Raw genomic sequence first — 16,161 nt, 5'->3', positions numbered from 1 at the left:
ATAGCCTTGGTCGCAACCAGCGGGAGGACGCGCATGAAACTTGCGGGACAGCTACGACCGATTGTCGCCGCATTGACGGCGTTCGCAGCCACTGTATGCGTAGCGCGGGCGCAAGAGGCCAATGATTATCCGACCTCGGCGCGCGCAGAGTACGTCTATGGCTGCATGAAGGCCAACGGTGAAAGCCGCCAGTCCATCGAACAATGTTCCTGCTCGATCGACGTGGTGGCCTCGATCATGCCCTACCAGCGCTACGTCACGGCCGAGACCGCGCTCAGCATGTCCCAGGTGCGCGGCAATCTCGGCGTCCAGTTCCGCACCTCGGAGCAGGCGAACTCGGCGGTGAATGATCTGAGACGCGCGCAGGCGGAAGCCGAGGTGAGGTGTTTTTGAGTTGGCACTGTCATTCCGGGGCGATGCGAAGCATCGAACCCGGAATCTCGAGATTCCGGGCTCGCGCTTCGCATCGCCCCGGAATGACGGCAAGCAAGGCTTACGTCCCCGGCTTCTCGACATCCCACTCATTGCGGAACACGTGTCCCTCGGTGTCCTTTGCCTCCGCGCGGAAACGCTTGGCGCCGTTGGAGACGTAGGTGAAGCGCAGATTGGGATCTTCCGAGATCGAGATGCCGCCTTCCATCGACAGCACCGGGCTGTCGTCCTGCGTCAGCTTCAGCTGATTGATGAAGAAGGCGGGAATATAGAGCTGCGTGACCTGGTCCATCTGCAGCCCTGAATTGTTGGGATGGCCGATCATGATTTGCGCTTCGCGGACGCGGCTCGCCGGCGTCTCCTCGCGCGCGAATGCCCGGTAACGCATCTGGCCGAGCCGGTTCTTGGCTTCCTCGACGTTCTTGACCGCCGGTGCCGAGCAGCCGCCGGAGGCCTTCACATAGACTTTCGACACGTAGAGCTGACCGTCGCTGAGCTCGGCGACCGCGTGGACATCGGTATAGTTGTTGACGCGCACGCGGGTCGAGATCTCCGTGACATTGGCCTCCGGCCCGAGCTCGAACTTCGCCGCCATCGGCGCGGGATTGCGGTCGATCACGAGCGTGATCGAACGGATGCGGCGGCTGTCGGCCGGCGAGAGCTTGTTGCGCAAGGTGACCGGCACGATGGCGGCATCTTCGGCGCGATACGGCATCTCGATGCCAATCACGGCGCTGCCGTCGTTCATCGGGCGGTTGCCGAAGATGTCCTGCACGAGCCCCGGCCACGGATCCGGGGCCTCTTCCGCCGATGCAGGTACAGCGAAGGCGACGCCGAGGAGCAGGGCGATCAAGGGCAGTCGGCGTGTGCATCCCGTCATGGGTCATGATCCCGCGGACGAACAATCTTTGGGGCACATACTAGCGCGCCCGCTACTCCCATTCAATTTCCGAGAATGCTGCAGTTGCGTTGCGCGCGTTGTAGTCGTCGAACAATTGCCAATGCGGCTTCTCCGACGCGGCGGCCTTGTCCGCGGCGGCGCGGATCGGCGCGCCCTTCTTGTTCAGCGCGCGAACGTCGGACAGCAGCGTTGACAGATAACGCCGTTGATCGGCCAGCGCAGCAGGCCAGTCGCTCACCGGGCCGTGACCGGGAACGACGCGGAGCGCCGGAATGGCCTCCAACGCTTTCAGCGTGTCGAGCCAGCCGCGGATGCTGCCGTCCATTACCGGAACGTGTCGAAGAAAAACCAGGTCGCCCGCGAACAGGGTCTTGGTTGTCTCGTCGTATACGGTGAGGTCATTGTCGCTGTGGCCGGCCGGCCAGGCGCGCAGAGTCAGGCGGCGTGACCCGAGATCCAGCGTCATCGTCTCCGAAACCAGCAGGGTCGGGGCGACGATCTTGACGGGATCGATCAGCTCGTTGCCCATGATGCGACGGAAGTTTTCGAGATAGAACGGCCCGCGCGCCGCAAGCGCCTGCGGCAGCCTGCTGTGACCGACGAAGCTGACCTTCTCGGCCGCGAAGGCGGCGTTGCCGAAGATATGATCGGGATGGCCGTGGGTGTTGACGACATAGCGGATCGGCTTGGGCGTGCGCGCCCGCACGGCGGCCAGCAGCGCCTCGCCTTCGCGAAGGCTGCCGCCGGTGTCGATCACGGCCACGGCCTCATCGCCCACGATGAAGCCGATATTGGCAATGTCGCCCTCGTTCTCGCGGCTCATCAGGGCGATAGTCCCGGAGTGTACGAAGATTCCCGGTGCGACTTCGCTCACAGGCAATTCGGCCGCGCCGGCGCGTGCTAGCGTCGCGATGCCAAGGGACAACACAGCGATCAAGGGAGCGATGCGAGACACTTTTCCGCCTCAGTTCGAAGGATCAGCCTCATTGCACTGCAACAATGCGAGGCCAGCACGAAGCTGGCACATGTGGCGCGTTATGCGTTGCATGGATAACATTCAACCCAAACCAGGAGGAAGCGCGATGACGCAGGCGAGACGACATCGTCGCTGGTTGCTTTCATTGTGGGTCGTGGTCGCGTCCTGTGCGTTCGGCGACATCGCCTCGGCACAGACCAACGAGGCCGGCGATCTCTCGTTCGAACTGGTCGATCCCAAGGTGCTGCGCGTCTGCGCCGATCCGCGCAACCTGCCGTTCTCCAATGAAAAGGGCGAGGGGTTCGAGAACAAGCTGGCCGAATTCCTAGCGGGCAAGCTGCAGAAGAAACTCGATTACGTTTTCTTTCCGCAAGCCTCGGGCTTCGTGCGGATGACGCTGGGGGCACATCGCTGCGACGTCATCATGGGCTTCCCGCAAGGCGACGACCTCGTGCAGGGCACCAATCCGTATTACCGCACGAGCTATGCCCTGGTGGCCAAGGCCGGCAGCGGACTCGAGGACGTCGATACGCTCGAGGATGCGCGCCTCAAGGGCAAGCATGTCGGCATCGTCGCCGGCACGCCGCCGGCGACCAACATGGCGCTGGCGGGCTTGATGGGCGATGCGAAGCCATATCCGCTGATGATCGACACGCGCTTCGACAATTCGGCGCAGGCGATGATCGACGATCTCAACGCTGGCAAGATCGACGCCGGCGTGCTGTGGGGCCCGATGGCCGGCTATTTCGCTAAGAAGGCCGGACCCTCGCTCCATGTCACGCCGCTGGTGAAGGAAACCAGCGGCCCGAAGCTGGTCTATCGCATCGGCATGGGCGTGCGCCCCGCCGACCAGAACTGGAAGCGGCAGCTGAACAAGCTGATCCAGGAGAACCAGGGCGAGATCAACAACATCCTGCTCGACTTCGGCGTGCCGCTGCTGGACGAGAGCAATCGGCCACTCGGTGCGGAGACGGCCAAGAAGACGCCATGAGACGGCCTCTTGCCGCTGTGCTCGCCGTTGCCCTGCTCGTGGCCCCGGTGTGGGCGCAGCAGCAGGAGCCGTTCGAGCCCGAGGGATATCGCACCGATAATTACCGCGCGCCGGTTCCGGCGACGCTCGCTGGCGCGCGCGTGCTCACGATCGGGGAAGCGGAGGCGATCTGGCGCGCAAACAGCGGCGTGTTCGTCGACGTGATGCCGCGGCCGCCGAAACCGAAGAATCTTCCCGAGGGCACGGTGTGGCGCGATGCGCCGCGCCGAAACATTCCGGGCAGCATCTGGCTGCCGGATACCGGTTACGGCACGCTGCCGCCTTCCATGGACGATTATCTCCAGCGCGGCCTCGCTCGTGCGTCGCGCGGCGACAAGGCCGCGTTGCTGGTGATCTATTGCCTCGCCGATTGCTGGATGTCCTGGAACGCGGCCAAGCGTGCGCTCACTTATGGCTACGCCAAAATCGCTTGGTTTCCTGATGGCACCGACGGTTGGGAAGCCGCCAAACTCCCGACGGAGGACGCGAAGCCGGAACCGCGCCCAGATCAGTAGCGGCTGGATGCAGGTGCCCGGCCGCCCCCATAAGCAGCAGGGCAAACGCATATGGGAGTGATCTCGCCTCTGGCCATCCTTCGAGACGCCCGCCGTTGGCGGGCCCGCAGGATGAGGACCGCGTGCGTTGAGCTGGTTTCAACGGGCCCCGGTGCCGCTGAGCCTCACCCTGAGGGACCGCGAAGCGGTCGTCTCGAAGGGCGAGGCGCGCGCTCAGGTCTTTCAAAAACCTATATGCGATCGCCCTGCCGCAAGCAGGGAGCGGCAGAGGCGATGCTATTTCTGCTTCTCCAACTTCGTCAGCGTGCCCGTGCCGTTGGTCTGAGTGGCCGAATAGGTCACGCGGTCGCCGGCATGGACGGCCTCCAGCATTGCGGCGTCCTTCGTTTTGTATTCCTGCAGCGCGCCGGCGCTGCCTGTGCTGGCGCCCACCGTGCCTTTCTGCGTCTGCTGGATCGAGATGGTGCCGTTGAGCCGATCGATCCGCGTGATCATTCCGGTCATGTCGTCAGCGACAGCGCCAGTAGCGAACAGGCTGAGGGCCGCAGCGCCCGCGAGCATGATTCTTTTGGTTCCCATCGAAGCCTCCCGACGTTTGGCGTTCACTTCGACAAGCCATCATAAATCGAATTGGTTCCGGAGAATACCGCGGCGAAAGGTTAACGTTCCCGAGGTGATGGCAGGAACTTTTCATGAGCTGTCAGCGTCGCTGACGCTATTCCATTTCCTGCTGGATCACGCGTCCGAGAGCGAACAGGCGTTGGTCGATCGAGGTCGGAACCTCGCAGACGAAGCGCACCACCTTGGTGCGGTCTTCGAAAATGCGGGTCTTCCATATCAAATCGTTGCTGAGCGCCTCGACCTTGGTCTCGTCGCGCGGCGTCGCACCTTGCAGGGCCTGGAGCTGAACCGCCTCCTCGCGGATCTTGTCAGCCGCATCACGCTGCTTGCGGCTGACGCGCTCGAGCCCGTTCATGACCTGGGAACGCTGGGCGTTGAGGGTATCGAACAGGCCGGCGAACAGCAGCTTGGCGTTGTTGGTCTTGTCCGGGCCGGAGGCGGCCAGAAACTCCTTCACGGCCTTCTCGGCCTCGTCCATCGACGTCTTTCGCGCCGACAGCCTTGCCACCAGCGCGCTGATTTTGGCGTCGTCCTTCCATTTGCTCTGGACGTCGTCGAGCGGCGGACCGCTCCACACGGCGGCCAGCGAGATCTCCGACACCTTGGCCTGGGTGCAGGGCCAGTCCGGATGACGTGGATCGGCCGCGCGCGCCGCCGTAGCGCACAGCGCGATGGCCATTGCAGCCAAAGCCAGAATCTTCATCCTTCGCCTCCCGCGGGCCCGCGCCGCGCCAGCCCGCGCGAGGGATCATAGGCCAATATCGCGCCGATCATGAAGACGATTGTGCAAGTAGCGACCACCGCCAGCGAGATCCAGTTGATCTGCCCGTAGAGTGCAAAACGTATCAGCTCCACCGCATGGGTGAACGGATTGGCCTCGCAGAGATAGTAGAGATAAGGGCTGCCCTCCTGCACCCGCCAGAGCGGATAGAGCGCGGAGGAGGCGAAGAACATCGGGAAGATCACGAAGTTCATGACGCCCGCGAAGTTTTCCAGCTGCTTGATGCCGGAGGAGATCAGCATGCCGAGCGAGCCCAGCATCAGCCCCGACAGGATCAGCGCCGGCAGCACGGTGAGATAGCCCTGGGGTGGCGGGGTGATGTCCCAGAGCCAGGCGATCAGCAGGAACGCATAGACCTGGAGCAATGACACCGCGGTGCCCGCGAGCAGCTTGCAGAACAGGAGGAACCCGCGCGGCAGCGGGCTCACCAGGAGCGTGCGCATATTGCCCATCTCGCGGTCATAGACCATCGAGAGCGAGGATTGCATGCCGTTGAAGAGCTGGATCATCGCCATCAGGCCGGGCGCGATATAGACCTCATAGAGGATGTAGGTCTCGTAAGGCGGGATGATGGAGATGCCAAGCACCTGGCGGAACCCGGCGGCGAAGATGAACAGCCACACCAGCGGCCGTACCAGCGCCGAGACGAAGCGCTCGCGCTGATGCAGGAAACGCAGGCCCTCGCGCCAGACGATGCCGGTCAGGCACGTCAGGTAATCGCTGGCAGAAAAGCCGCGCGGCGCCTCGCGCGTGGTGATGCTGCTCACGCGCCGCCTCCCGGCATGGTTTGCGCACCGGTCAGCCGCATGAAGGCGGTGTTGACGTCCTGCGCGCCGGATTCCGCGATGACGCGGCTCATCGGTCCCCGCGCCAGCACCTTGCCCTGGTGCAGCACCACGAGATCGTCATCGGGTTGGATCTCGTCGAACAGGTGCGTGGCCCAGAGCACGCCGATGCCTTGCTCGGCGACAAGCTGGCGAACATGGCTGATGATGTCGGCGCGCGCCTTGACGTCGAGGCCGACGGTCGGCTCGTCCAGCAACAGCAGCCGCGGCCGGTGCAGCAGCGCCCGCGCGATTTCCAGCCGGCGCATCTGCCCGCCGGAGAGGTCGCGCACCTTGCTCCCGGCACGGTCCGCGAGGCCAATGCGGTCGAGGAGCTCGGCGCTGCGTGCGGCGGCCTCGCGGCGGCTGATGCCGTGGAGGGCGGCGTGATAGAGCAGGTTCTGCGTCAGCGACAGGTCGAGATCGAGCGTGCGCGGCTGGAATACGACCCCGAGCAGCCGCAGCGCCTCGCCGGGGTTCTTGCTGATGTCATGACCGAAGATGCTGATGCGGCCGGCCTGGATGCCGAACAGGCGCGTGATCAGCGAGAACAGCGTGCTCTTGCCGGCGCCGTTGAGGCCGAGCAGCGCGGTGAAGCTTGCTGGCTGCACGTTGAAGGTCACGTCCATCAGCGCGCGCCGTTGCCCATAGGCGTGGCTGACGCCGTCGATCGACAAGGCCGGCACCGCGGCCGGATCAGGCGCCGGCGAAGGTTCGGCGATCGGAGCGGGGCGGGTCATGGCGCGATCGCGACGCCCCACGGCAGTTCGCCCACCTGAATGGTCTTGATCACCTTTTGAGCGGCGACGTCGATGACCGAGACGTCGTTGGAGACGCCATTGGTGGTGAGCAGGTATTTTTCGTCGGGCGTGAACGCCACGTGCCAGACGCGCTGGCCGACCAGCAGATATTTCGTCACCTTGCGCGTGGCGACGTCGACCACCGCGATGCGGTTGGCGGGGCCGAGTGCGACGAAGGCGGTCTTGTCGTCCCTGGTCATGCCGATGCCGACCGGCTGGATCGCCTCCTTCCGCAGGCCGGGGATCTCGAAGGTGACCTTGCCGATCACCTCGTGCTTCTTGGGATCGATGATCGAGACGGTGCCGCCGATCTCCGAGGAGACCCAGACTTCGGAGCTGTCATGCTTGTACTCGGCATAACGCGGGCGCGCATCGACCAGCACGTTGGCGACGATCTGACGCGTGGCGGTGTCGATGAAATGCGCCATGTTGGTCGTCTCGGAGGTATTGATCAGCGTCTTGCCGTCGGGACTGATGGTCATTCCCTCGGGCTCGACGCCGACCTGGATGTCGCCGAGACGCGCGCGCTTCTCGAGATCGATCACGGTCACCGTGTTGTCGTTCTCGTTGGCGACGTAGAGGATCTTGCCGGCGGCATCCTGGGCGAACAATTCCGGGTCGGGCCCGGAGGGCAGGCTGTCCACAACGGTCTGCGTCTTGGTGTCGATCACCTCGATGGTGTCGTCGTCGCCGACCGCGACCATGACGAATTTACCGTCACGCGTGAGATCGATGCCGCGCGGGCGCTGGCCGACCTTGATGGTCTTGGTCACGGTCCAGGTGTCGGTGTCGATCACCGACACCGTGTTGCTCTTCTCGTTCGAGACATAGGCGATGAACGCGTGCGCGGGCGCTGCGGCGGCCGCCAGCGCCAGTCCGGCCAGCAATCCCGCACGCCACAGCCGCGACATCTGATTCCTCATTTCAACTTGCATTTGCTCTCCGGGCGATCATAGCCGAGCGTGTCGAGCTCGGAGACCTGGTGCAGGAATCCCTCCTGCGGCGACACCGAGACCACCATGCGACCGTCGACCAAAAGGATCGGCTGGCGCAGTTGCAGGTTCCAGTCGCGCAGCGTCAGCCGCGTGCCCTTGAAGGCGGCGACCGAGAAATCCGGAGCCTTGATGAAGTCGGTGACCTTCTTGACGTCGCCGGAATTCGTCCGAGAGGTGGCTTCGCCGATCATGCGCACCGCCGTCCAGGCCTGCATGTCGAGCGCGGTCATGCGCCGCGAGTTCAGCTTGAAGAAGCGGTTCTGCATCTGGATCGCGCCCCATTGGTCCTGCGCCGCGTCCCAGCTGCGCGGCACGAGTCCGGCCGAGCCCGCCACGGGGCGCGGATCCCAGGTGCGATAGGGCAGGTAGGCGCCGAACACCTCGCTCTCGTCGGCCGCAATCAGCACGTCATAGGCCGGCGCCTGTTGCGTAAACACCGGCATCTGGCGCTGGATCAGCGTCACGCCGCTATCGGTGCGTCGCGCGCCGCCTTTGTCCTCGAAGGTGCGTTCCTGCACGATCTTGGCGCCGAACCGCGCCGCAGCGCGCCGCAGCGCATCCGCGAACAGCTTGTCCTCGTCATGCGAACCGACCACGAGCAACCAGCGTGACCACTTCTTCCACACCAGATACTGCGCGAGCGCATCCGCCAGCATCGCGCGGGTCGGGGCGGTATGGATGACGTTGGCGCGGCAATCGGCCTCGCGTAGCCGCTCGTCGAGCGCGCCGACGTTGAACAGCAGGGTGCCGCGCTCGCGCAGCGCATCCGAGACCTTCAGGAGCGCATCGGCCGGCAGGTCCGCGATGATGAAACCGTTGTTGTCGGCGAGGGCGGTTGCGGCCTGGACCGGATCTTCACCGTCCTTGACGCGACGCTCCTCGAGCGTAAAGCGCTGGCCGAGGAACTTCCCGGTGGTGTTGTTGTCCTCGATGGCAAGGCGGGCGCCGGCGACGCCATCATTCTCCGCGGGTTTCTCGGCCAGCGACAGCGTCGATCGGTTTGCGGCAGTGCCGAGATAGCCGACGCCGATCATGACCGGATCGGCCGCGAGCGCACTCGTCGCGGCAACGCCCAGGCCGATCAGGCCGACCAACCATCGGATCATGTTTCCTCCGGACGATCTCCCCGGCTTGACCGCCGGTGAAGAATTGTCTCTGCTTCAAGCATGACCAATTTGCCAAGGCATGCAACCCCGCATTTCATCCCCGCGCGCAGGAGGGCGGGAATCACGATCATGCGAGCACTGACTGGTCTTGCCGCTTTGCTGGCGGGTTCGGTCGCGCTCGCCGATCCGCCGAAACTGGCGGTGTTTGATTTCGAGCTGATCGACACCAGCCTGCCCGGCGAGTTCTACGGCTCCCGGCCGGAGGAGGCGCGGCTCGCGCGCATCAGCGAACAGCTGCGCAAGGAATTGGCGGAGTCGGGCAAGTTCCAGGTGCTCGACATCACGCCGGTCAGGGATGCCGCCCGTCGGGCCAACTTGCAGGCCTGCGGCGGCTGCGACCTCAAGCTCGCCGGGCAGCTGGGAGCAGACCAGGAGATCACGGGCCTCGTGCAGAAGGTTTCCAACCTGATCATCAATCTCAACGTCTATCTGCGCGACGTGAAGACCGGCAACATGATCACCGTCGCCAGCGCCGACATGCGCGGCAACACGGAGGAATCCTGGACGCGCACGATGAGCTATCTGATCCGCAATCGCCTGCTGGCACCGAATTACGGCAAGCCGTGAGGAGGGGACTCTGACCCTCCCCTGGAGGGGGAGGGTCGATCGCGCGTAGCGCGAGCGGGGTGGGGTGACAGTCTCTCCATCGAGGCGGTGCCCGCGTGGAGAGATCACCCCACCCCGCATCGCATTCCGCTGCGCTTCATGCGCTGCGACCCACGGGCGAGCTACGCTCGTCCCGGATCCCTCCAGGGGAGGGTAAGAAGATCACGCCTTCAATCTCTCCGCATGCCAATGCAGGTGATCGCTCATGAAGGTCGAGATGAAATAGTAGCTGTGGTCGTACCCCGCCTGGCGCCGCAGCGTCAGCGGGATGCCCGCCTTGGTGCAGGCGGCTTCGAGCAGCTCGGGCCTCAGCTGCTCCTTCAGAAAATTGTCGGCGTCGCCGACATCGACCAGGAAGCCGGGGAATTTCGCGCCGTCCTCGATCAACGCCACCGTGTCGTGGTTGCGCCAGGCATCCTTGTTCGGCCCGAGATAGCCGGTCAGCGCCTTGATACCCCAGGGCACGAGCGAAGGCGCCACGATCGGCGCAAACGCGCTTGCCGCGCGAAAGCGGTGCGGGTTGCGCAGCGCCACCGTCAGCGCACCGTGGCCGCCCATCGAATGTCCCATCACCGATTGGCGCTTGGCATCGACGGGGAAATTCTCCGCCACCAGCTTCGGCAGCTCGTCGGTGACATAGCTCCACATGCGATAGTTGCGCGCGAACGGCTCCTGCGTGGCGTCGACATAGAAGCCGGCGCCGAGGCCGAAATCATAGGCGTTGTTGGCATCGCCGGGCACGTCGGGCCCGCGCGGTGAGGTGTCGGGCGCGACGAAGATCAGGCCAAGCTCGGCGCAGGCCTTGCGGAATTCGCCCTTCTCGGTGACGTTGGCATGCGTGCAGGTCAGCCCGGAGAGGTACCAGACCACGGGCAGCTTGGCGCCGTCCGCATGCGGGGGAACATAGACCGAGAACACCATGTCGGTTCCGGTGGCCGCGCTCGCATGGCGATACACGCCCTGCACGCCGCCATGGGATTTGTTCGTCGAGACAGTTTGAATGGCCATGCACAAGACTCCGCGGCTTCTCACCACACCAGGATTGCAACGCTTGTGTGACCGAATTCGCGGCGCCGTCAAGCGACGCCGCTGTCGATCGCCAGCCGCACCAGCTCGACCGAGGTCTTCACCCCGAGCTTCTGGCGCATGATTGACGAGGTGTTGGCCACCGTCTTGTAGGACGATTGCACCAGCCAGGCGATCTCGGACAGGCTCTTGCCTGCGCTGAGCAGCCGCAGGATCTCCATCTCGCGCGCGTTCAGTTTCGACAGCGGGCTCTGTGCCAGCGTCGGCCCGGCAAAGGCGATGCTGCGCGCGATCGCACTCGGCAAATAGGTGCCGCCGCCGCCGACGGCGCGGATGGCTTCGACGAGGTCGTCGGGGTCGCCGGTCTTGGAGACGTAGCCCTTGGCGCCGCACTCGATCGCGCGCGCAGCGAAGGCGGGGTCGTCGTTCATGCTGAACATGATGATGCGGGCATCGGGCGCGCGCTCGAGGATGCGGCGCGCGAGTTCGAATCCGGAGACGGTCGGCAGGTTGATGTCGACAATGCAGAGGTCGGGGCGCTCGACGATGAAGACGCACTCGCCGTCCTCGGCGTCCGCCGCCTCCAGGATCTCGATCTCGCCCTCGTCGGCCAGCACGGCACGGCAGCCGGAGGCGACAATGGGATGATCGTCGACGATCAGAATGCGCATAGGCGTTCCCTGCGACAGCGCGTTCCCCTGATTAGAACTGCCTGTTCTGTGCCGCATGTCGGCGGTATGAGCATCAGTGTGTCTCATGTCGCCGCATGCAACCCGGCCGGGATTGCTGTACGCTTCCGATTAAATATCCCTCGCTTCGCCCCTGTCAACGGCATCGGACAGCGGCCGCGAGGCTTCGCGAGGCACGAGCGAGACCCATGTGGCAGAATTTATCCTTGCGCGGGCGCATCAACCTCCTGCTGGCGCTGCTGCTGGCGCTGGGGCTCGCGGTCAATATCGGCCGCCAGGTCGCCGAGGCCGGCCCGCGCGTGCAGGCCGAGGACCAGAGCGTGATTCGCCTTGCGCGCGAGTTCATCGAGATGATCGTCGCCGATCTCAACGAGGCGCCCGATCCGGATGCCAGGCTCAACCAGATCGCGCGCGATCTCAGTCGCCTGCGCCATGTCAGCATCACGCTACGGGACGCCGGCGGCCTGCCGCTGACGCGTCCTCGGCTTGACGGTGACGCCGACACGCGCGCGCCACCGGCCTGGTTCGTCGCCCTGGTGCATCCCGAGCAGACCGCCGTCACCGTGCCCGTCTCGATTCAAGGCAAGCCCGGTTCACTCGTGATCACCTCGCATCCCGACGACGAGATTGCCGAGATCTGGGACGGCATCGTGACGCAGCTCGAAGTCGGCTCGGTGATCGCGCTCGCGCTGTTCTTCCTGATGATGAGCGTGGTGGGCCGGGCGCTGGCACCGTTGCAGTCGCTGGCGGACACGATGGGCAAGCTCGAAGGCGGACATTACGAGGCCCGCGTGGAGCCAGGCGGCGCGCCGGAACTCGCCGCGATCTGTAACAAGCTCAATCATCTTGCCGCGACGCTGCATGAGGCGGTCGAGGACAAGCGGCGTCTTGCCGAGCGTGCGGTATCGCTCCAGGACATCGAGCGCAAGGAGATCGCGCGCGAACTGCATGACGAGTTCGGGCCCTATCTGTTCTCGCTGCGCGCGCATGCGAGCGCGCTGGCGAAGCTGGCGGACGGACGCGCGCCGAGTGCGGATGCGGTGCGAAAGCATGGCAGCGCCATGCTGGAGCAGCTCAATGCGCTTCAGCAGTTCAATCGCCGCGTGCTGGAACGGCTTCGGCCCGTGGGCCTTGCCGAGCTCGGCCTGCGCCAGGCGCTGGAATCGCTGTCGCGGCTGTGGCGGGAGTCCCATCCAGACGTTGCGATCGAGACCTCGATCTCGCCGGCGCTGGGAACGACCGGCGAGACCGCCGACCTCACCATCTACCGCATCGTGCAGGAGGCGCTCACCAATGTGTTCCGCCACGCCGGCGCCACCTCGGTCAATGTGGTCATCGAGCCCGTGCAACAGCACGGGCGTGACGGTCGGGTCTGCGCCCGGGTGCGGGTCCGAGACAACGGCCGGGGCATGGAGCCGGGCCAGAAGCTCGGCTTCGGCCTCGTCGGGATGCGCGAGCGGATCCTGGCGCTGGGCGGCACGCTCAATGTCGTGTCCGGCGATGGGGGGGTGACCGTCGAGGCCTTGGTTCCGACTGGCTCGTCCTGATCCGAATTGACGTCGAAACCGTGGCGCGCGTCAATTCGAACCGTCTGCGTCGCCCGCGAGCTCGTGCGCTCGGCGGAGCAGATCGCTGGTGCGACGGATACCGAGCTTGATCCTCGCCTGCTTGACCAGCCGAGCGACGGCGCGCGGCGTGATATCCAGCTCCTCGGCGATCGCAGGGTATGCGTTGCCCTGGCCCAGCAGGCTGAGCGCCTCCCTTTCTCTGCGGGTCAGGGCGGCGGCCTTGCCGAATTCGACGTGATCGGGCAGGGGGACTCCGCGCAGATTGATCCGCTCGTCGACATAGCGATGACCCAGCCTGACCTGGCGCACAGCCTTCGGCAGCTCGTCCGGCGGAGAGTCCTTCAGCAGATATCCGATGGCTCCCGCCTTGATCGCGGACGCGACGATGCTTGCGTCCGCGTGCATGCTGAAAACCAGCACGCGGGCGAGCGGTGCACCCGAGGAGATACGGTGCAGCAGGTCGACGCCGCCCAGTGCTTCTCCGGGAAAGGTCAGATCCAGGATGACGACTCCCGGCCGGTGCTCCAGGAACGCCTGATAGCCGCTCGGCACGTCACGCGCAGCGACGACGTCCTCGACGTCGCCCAGCACGAGGCGGCAGGCTTCTGCAACGATCGGATGGTCATCGACGACGAGTATCGGATTCAAATGGAATACTCTGGTTTGCATCATGCTGCATTGATGCAACGTTGGCGTTGAAGCCGGCTGCGGCGCTGCCGCCGCAGCCGTGCCGCCACGTCACTTCTTCGGCCGTATCGCGTCGGCGGTGCCCTGGATGAAGGCCTGGATCTTCACGACATCGGCTTCCGTCAGTTTGCCCGTGAAGTCCGGCATGCCCTTGTCCCGGAACGGTCCCTTGAAGACGATGCTCTTGAGGTTGGCGATCTCCTCCGCCGGCACATAGCCGAGATTGCGGACGTTGCCGCCCTTGTCGACGCCGGGCACGCCATGGCAGGTGGCGCAGGCGGCGACGTAGAGCGCCGTTCCTTCCGGCACGTCCTTGGGATCATACGGCACCCCCTGGAGCAGGCCTTCGGTCTGGTACTTCACGAATTCCGGCAGCGGCGCCTTGCCGTTGAGCGCGAACGTGTAGATCGTTCCAGGACTTTGCCGCTCGGTCGCCCGCTGCGCCATGCCATAGACGCCGCCCCAGCCAACGGCGATCGAGACATACTGCACGCCATCGAGCAGGTAGGTCGAGGCCGCTGCGACGACGCCGGTCCCGGTCGGTGTCTCCCACAGCGACTTGCCGGTCTTGGCGTCATAGGCGACGAAGCGTCCGTCGGCGGTGCCCTGGAACACCAGGTTTCCGGCCGTGGTCAGCGTGCCGCCGTTCCATGGCGAGGGGTATTCGACGCGCCATGCTTCTTTCTGCCTGACCGGGTCCCACGCGATCAGGCGCCCGAACGGAAGGCTCTTGGGCGGCTCTCCGTTCAGCACGAAACCGACATTCCAGCCGGTGGCGCCGCCGAACTTGCCGGGCGTTGCGGCATTTTGCTTGAACATCTTCTCCGGAATGAGGTTCACCGGCACGTTCTGGGCCGGCAGATAGACTAGCCCGGTCTGCGGGTTGAACGACATCGGATGCCAATTGTGGGCGCCGTAGGGCCCGGGGATCGAGTCGTATGCCGCTTCGCCGCGCGCGGCCGGCACCTCGATCGGGCGGCCGTTGGCGTCGTAGCCGGTGGCCCAGTTCACATCGACGAAATTCTTCGCCGAGATGAACTTGCCGCTGGTGCGGTCGATCACGAAGAAGAAGCCGTTCTTGGGGGCGTGCAGGATCACCTTGCGCGGCGCGCCGTCGATGTTGATGTCGGCGAGGATCATTGGCTGGGTCGAGGTGTAGTCCCAGTGGTCGCCGGGCGTCTCCTGATAATGCCAGACATACTTGCCGGTATCGGCGTTCAGCGCCACGATGGAGGCGAGATAGAGATTGTCGCCGCCGGCGGGGCTGCGAACGTTCCTGTTCCAGGGCGAGCCGTTGCCGGTGCCGATATAGACCAGATTGAGATCGGGATCGAAGGTGATGGTGTCCCACGGCGTGCCGCCGCCGCCGTTAATCCAGTACTTGCCGGCGGGGTCCCACGTCTTGGCCGCCTTCTCCATCGACTCGTCTTCGAACGGCTTCGAGGGATCTCCGGGCACGGTGAACCAGCGCCACAGTTGATCACCGCTCTCCGAATCGTACGCAGTGACGTAGCCGCGCGCGCCATATTCGGCGCCGCCTTGCCCGATCACGACCCTGCCGTTGAAGACGCGCGGCGCTCCTGTGATGGTGTAGGAATGCTCGTGGTCGACCAGCGTGTCCTTTTCCCAGACCTTCTTGCCGGTTGCCGCATCGAGCGCGATCAGGCGGCCGTCATAGGCCGCCACGAACACCTTGCCCTTGTAGAGCGCGACGCCGCGGTTGACGACGTCGCAGCAGCCCTTGTAGCCGAGCTCCCGGTTGACTTCCGGATCGAAGGTCCAGATCCGCTTGCCGGTGCGCGCGTCGATGGCATGCACGACGCTCCACGAGGCCGTCTGGTACATGATGCCGTCGACGACGACCGGCGTCGCCTCGACGCCGCGTGAGGATTCGAGATTGTAGGTCCAGACCAGGCCGAGGCCCTTGACGTTGTCGCTCGTGATCTGGTTGAGCTTCGAAAAGCGGGTCTCCGCGTAGTCGAGACCGATGGTCGGCCAGTTGGTCGACGTCGCGGCGTTCGCCTTGATGTAGGCGCTGTCCACCTGCGAGGTGATGGCCTTGATGCTCTCCGGCGTCGGGCTGTTTGTCTGCGCAGACGCGGCGATGATGGATACCGCGAGACCGAGGCCGGTGACGAGAGCTGTGACGGCGCTTCTGCGGACTGGGCGAGCCGATGAAGATCGAAGTGAAAAACGGTCGCGCAGCGTCATCATGTCCTCCCGGTGTTTTTCCTTTGCCGCAAAAACACCCCGCCACGAGGGCGGGGTGAGTCTGCGGATGAAATGACTCGCGATCGGATCGCGGCGTCGAGCCAAGGATTGCACGAAGGTCTTTCGCGAAGTTCGGCAAAAAGTCTCATGGCGGTCGGGAATAGTTCCCGGCGGACGGTTGCGGCTCACGCACGGCGCCGGATCGGTCGGGAAGAATTCCCGATCCGGTCGGGAATTCGTGCTCCGGACGATGCGGACCTTTTACGGCTGGTGCTTTTCGGCTGTTGGCCTGTATCGTTTGCTTAACCGGCGGGGCAACAAAGAGAGCCGGAC

17 protein-coding genes are annotated in these 16,161 nt (G+C 64.8%); 5 read left to right on the top strand and 12 right to left on the bottom strand.

Translation table 11 applies throughout. The features are described from left to right. Positions 1-33 precede the first annotated feature (33 nt). On the top strand, positions 34-393 hold the full coding sequence (locus tag AC3WLX_RS12985) for a hypothetical protein (protein ID WP_291624789.1): 360 nt from the start codon (positions 34-36) through the stop codon (positions 391-393). A 100-nt stretch (positions 394-493) separates the two neighbouring features. Here the strand turns inward: AC3WLX_RS12985 and AC3WLX_RS12980 are convergent, their stop codons facing one another. Together AC3WLX_RS12980 and AC3WLX_RS12975 are read right to left on the bottom strand one after the other, a co-directional pair. Continuing rightward, positions 494-1,312, bottom strand: a complete 819-nt coding sequence (locus tag AC3WLX_RS12980; RefSeq protein ID WP_492336220.1) for a quinoprotein dehydrogenase-associated SoxYZ-like carrier — start codon at positions 1,310-1,312, stop codon at positions 494-496. Positions 1,313-1,364: 52 nt separating this feature from the next. Further along, positions 1,365-2,288, bottom strand: coding sequence for a quinoprotein relay system zinc metallohydrolase 2 (locus tag AC3WLX_RS12975; RefSeq protein ID WP_492336219.1), 924 nt, complete (start codon positions 2,286-2,288; stop codon positions 1,365-1,367). 127 nt (positions 2,289-2,415) lie between these two features. On the opposite strand from AC3WLX_RS12975, the gene AC3WLX_RS12970 reads away from it, so the two are divergent. Together AC3WLX_RS12970 and AC3WLX_RS12965 are read left to right on the top strand one after the other, a co-directional pair. Next, positions 2,416-3,300, top strand: a complete 885-nt coding sequence (locus AC3WLX_RS12970) for a substrate-binding domain-containing protein (protein ID WP_492336218.1) — start codon at positions 2,416-2,418, stop codon at positions 3,298-3,300. Then, a complete protein-coding gene (locus AC3WLX_RS12965; RefSeq protein WP_291624798.1) occupies positions 3,297-3,854 on the top strand; it encodes a PQQ-dependent catabolism-associated CXXCW motif protein in 558 nt (185 codons plus the stop codon). Before AC3WLX_RS12970 ends, AC3WLX_RS12965 begins: the two co-directional genes overlap by 4 nt. A gap of 276 nt (positions 3,855-4,130) precedes the next feature. Here AC3WLX_RS12965 and AC3WLX_RS12960 read toward each other — a convergent pair whose 3' ends face one another. The 6 genes from AC3WLX_RS12960 to AC3WLX_RS12935 form a co-directional block, all read right to left on the bottom strand. Then, complete coding sequence (locus tag AC3WLX_RS12960; protein ID WP_291624813.1) at positions 4,131-4,433, bottom strand: copper-binding protein; 303 nt, start codon at positions 4,431-4,433, stop codon at positions 4,131-4,133. A gap of 136 nt (positions 4,434-4,569) precedes the next feature. Further along, positions 4,570-5,178 (bottom strand): hypothetical protein, encoded by a 609-nt coding sequence (locus AC3WLX_RS12955; RefSeq protein ID WP_492336217.1) that lies wholly within the window; start codon positions 5,176-5,178, stop codon positions 4,570-4,572. After that, complete coding sequence (locus AC3WLX_RS12950; protein WP_492336216.1) at positions 5,175-6,023, bottom strand: ABC transporter permease; 849 nt, start codon at positions 6,021-6,023, stop codon at positions 5,175-5,177. Before AC3WLX_RS12950 ends, AC3WLX_RS12955 begins: the two co-directional genes overlap by 4 nt. Next, positions 6,020-6,820 carry an ABC transporter ATP-binding protein gene (locus tag AC3WLX_RS12945; RefSeq protein WP_492336215.1) on the bottom strand — a complete coding sequence of 267 codons (801 nt, stop codon included), beginning with the start codon at positions 6,818-6,820 and terminating at the stop codon, positions 6,020-6,022. The genes AC3WLX_RS12950 and AC3WLX_RS12945 overlap by 4 nt, the downstream gene beginning before the upstream one ends. Next, on the bottom strand, positions 6,817-7,815 hold the full coding sequence (locus tag AC3WLX_RS12940) for a YVTN family beta-propeller repeat protein (protein ID WP_492336214.1): 999 nt from the start codon (positions 7,813-7,815) through the stop codon (positions 6,817-6,819). The genes AC3WLX_RS12945 and AC3WLX_RS12940 overlap by 4 nt, the downstream gene beginning before the upstream one ends. Beyond that, a complete protein-coding gene (locus AC3WLX_RS12935; RefSeq protein WP_492336213.1) occupies positions 7,800-8,981 on the bottom strand; it encodes an ABC transporter substrate-binding protein in 1,182 nt (393 codons plus the stop codon). The genes AC3WLX_RS12940 and AC3WLX_RS12935 overlap by 16 nt, the downstream gene beginning before the upstream one ends. A gap of 60 nt (positions 8,982-9,041) precedes the next feature. Here AC3WLX_RS12935 and AC3WLX_RS12930 point away from each other — a divergent pair, with 60 nt between their 5' ends. Continuing rightward, positions 9,042-9,608: a DUF3280 domain-containing protein gene (locus tag AC3WLX_RS12930; protein ID WP_492336212.1), complete on the top strand. Its 567-nt coding sequence runs from the start codon at positions 9,042-9,044 to the stop codon at positions 9,606-9,608. Between the two features lie 201 nt (positions 9,609-9,809). Here AC3WLX_RS12930 and fghA read toward each other — a convergent pair whose 3' ends face one another. Both fghA and AC3WLX_RS12920 read right to left on the bottom strand, forming a co-directional pair. After that, positions 9,810-10,655 carry an S-formylglutathione hydrolase gene (fghA, locus tag AC3WLX_RS12925; protein ID WP_492336211.1) on the bottom strand — a complete coding sequence of 282 codons (846 nt, stop codon included), beginning with the start codon at positions 10,653-10,655 and terminating at the stop codon, positions 9,810-9,812. A 68-nt stretch (positions 10,656-10,723) separates the two neighbouring features. Next, entirely contained in the window at positions 10,724-11,344 is a 621-nt protein-coding gene (locus tag AC3WLX_RS12920; RefSeq protein ID WP_291623283.1) for a response regulator, read from the bottom strand. Between the two features lie 206 nt (positions 11,345-11,550). Between AC3WLX_RS12920 and AC3WLX_RS12915 the strand changes: the two genes are divergently transcribed. Further along, positions 11,551-12,909 (top strand): histidine kinase, encoded by a 1,359-nt coding sequence (locus AC3WLX_RS12915; RefSeq protein WP_492336210.1) that lies wholly within the window; start codon positions 11,551-11,553, stop codon positions 12,907-12,909. Positions 12,910-12,939: 30 nt separating this feature from the next. On the opposite strand, the gene AC3WLX_RS12910 is transcribed toward AC3WLX_RS12915, so the two are convergent. After that, positions 12,940-13,578: a response regulator transcription factor gene (locus AC3WLX_RS12910; RefSeq protein ID WP_492336209.1), complete on the bottom strand. Its 639-nt coding sequence runs from the start codon at positions 13,576-13,578 to the stop codon at positions 12,940-12,942. Positions 13,579-13,668: 90 nt separating this feature from the next. Continuing rightward, entirely contained in the window at positions 13,669-15,828 is a 2,160-nt protein-coding gene (locus tag AC3WLX_RS12905) for a PQQ-dependent dehydrogenase, methanol/ethanol family (RefSeq protein ID WP_492336208.1), read from the bottom strand. Positions 15,829-16,161 lie beyond the last annotated feature (333 nt).

The sequence above is a fragment of the Bradyrhizobium sp. FW305-F6 genome, assembly GCF_058782905.1.
The sequence above is the reverse complement of the archived record's forward strand: the minus strand, read 5'-3'. Positions and strand labels throughout refer to the sequence as shown.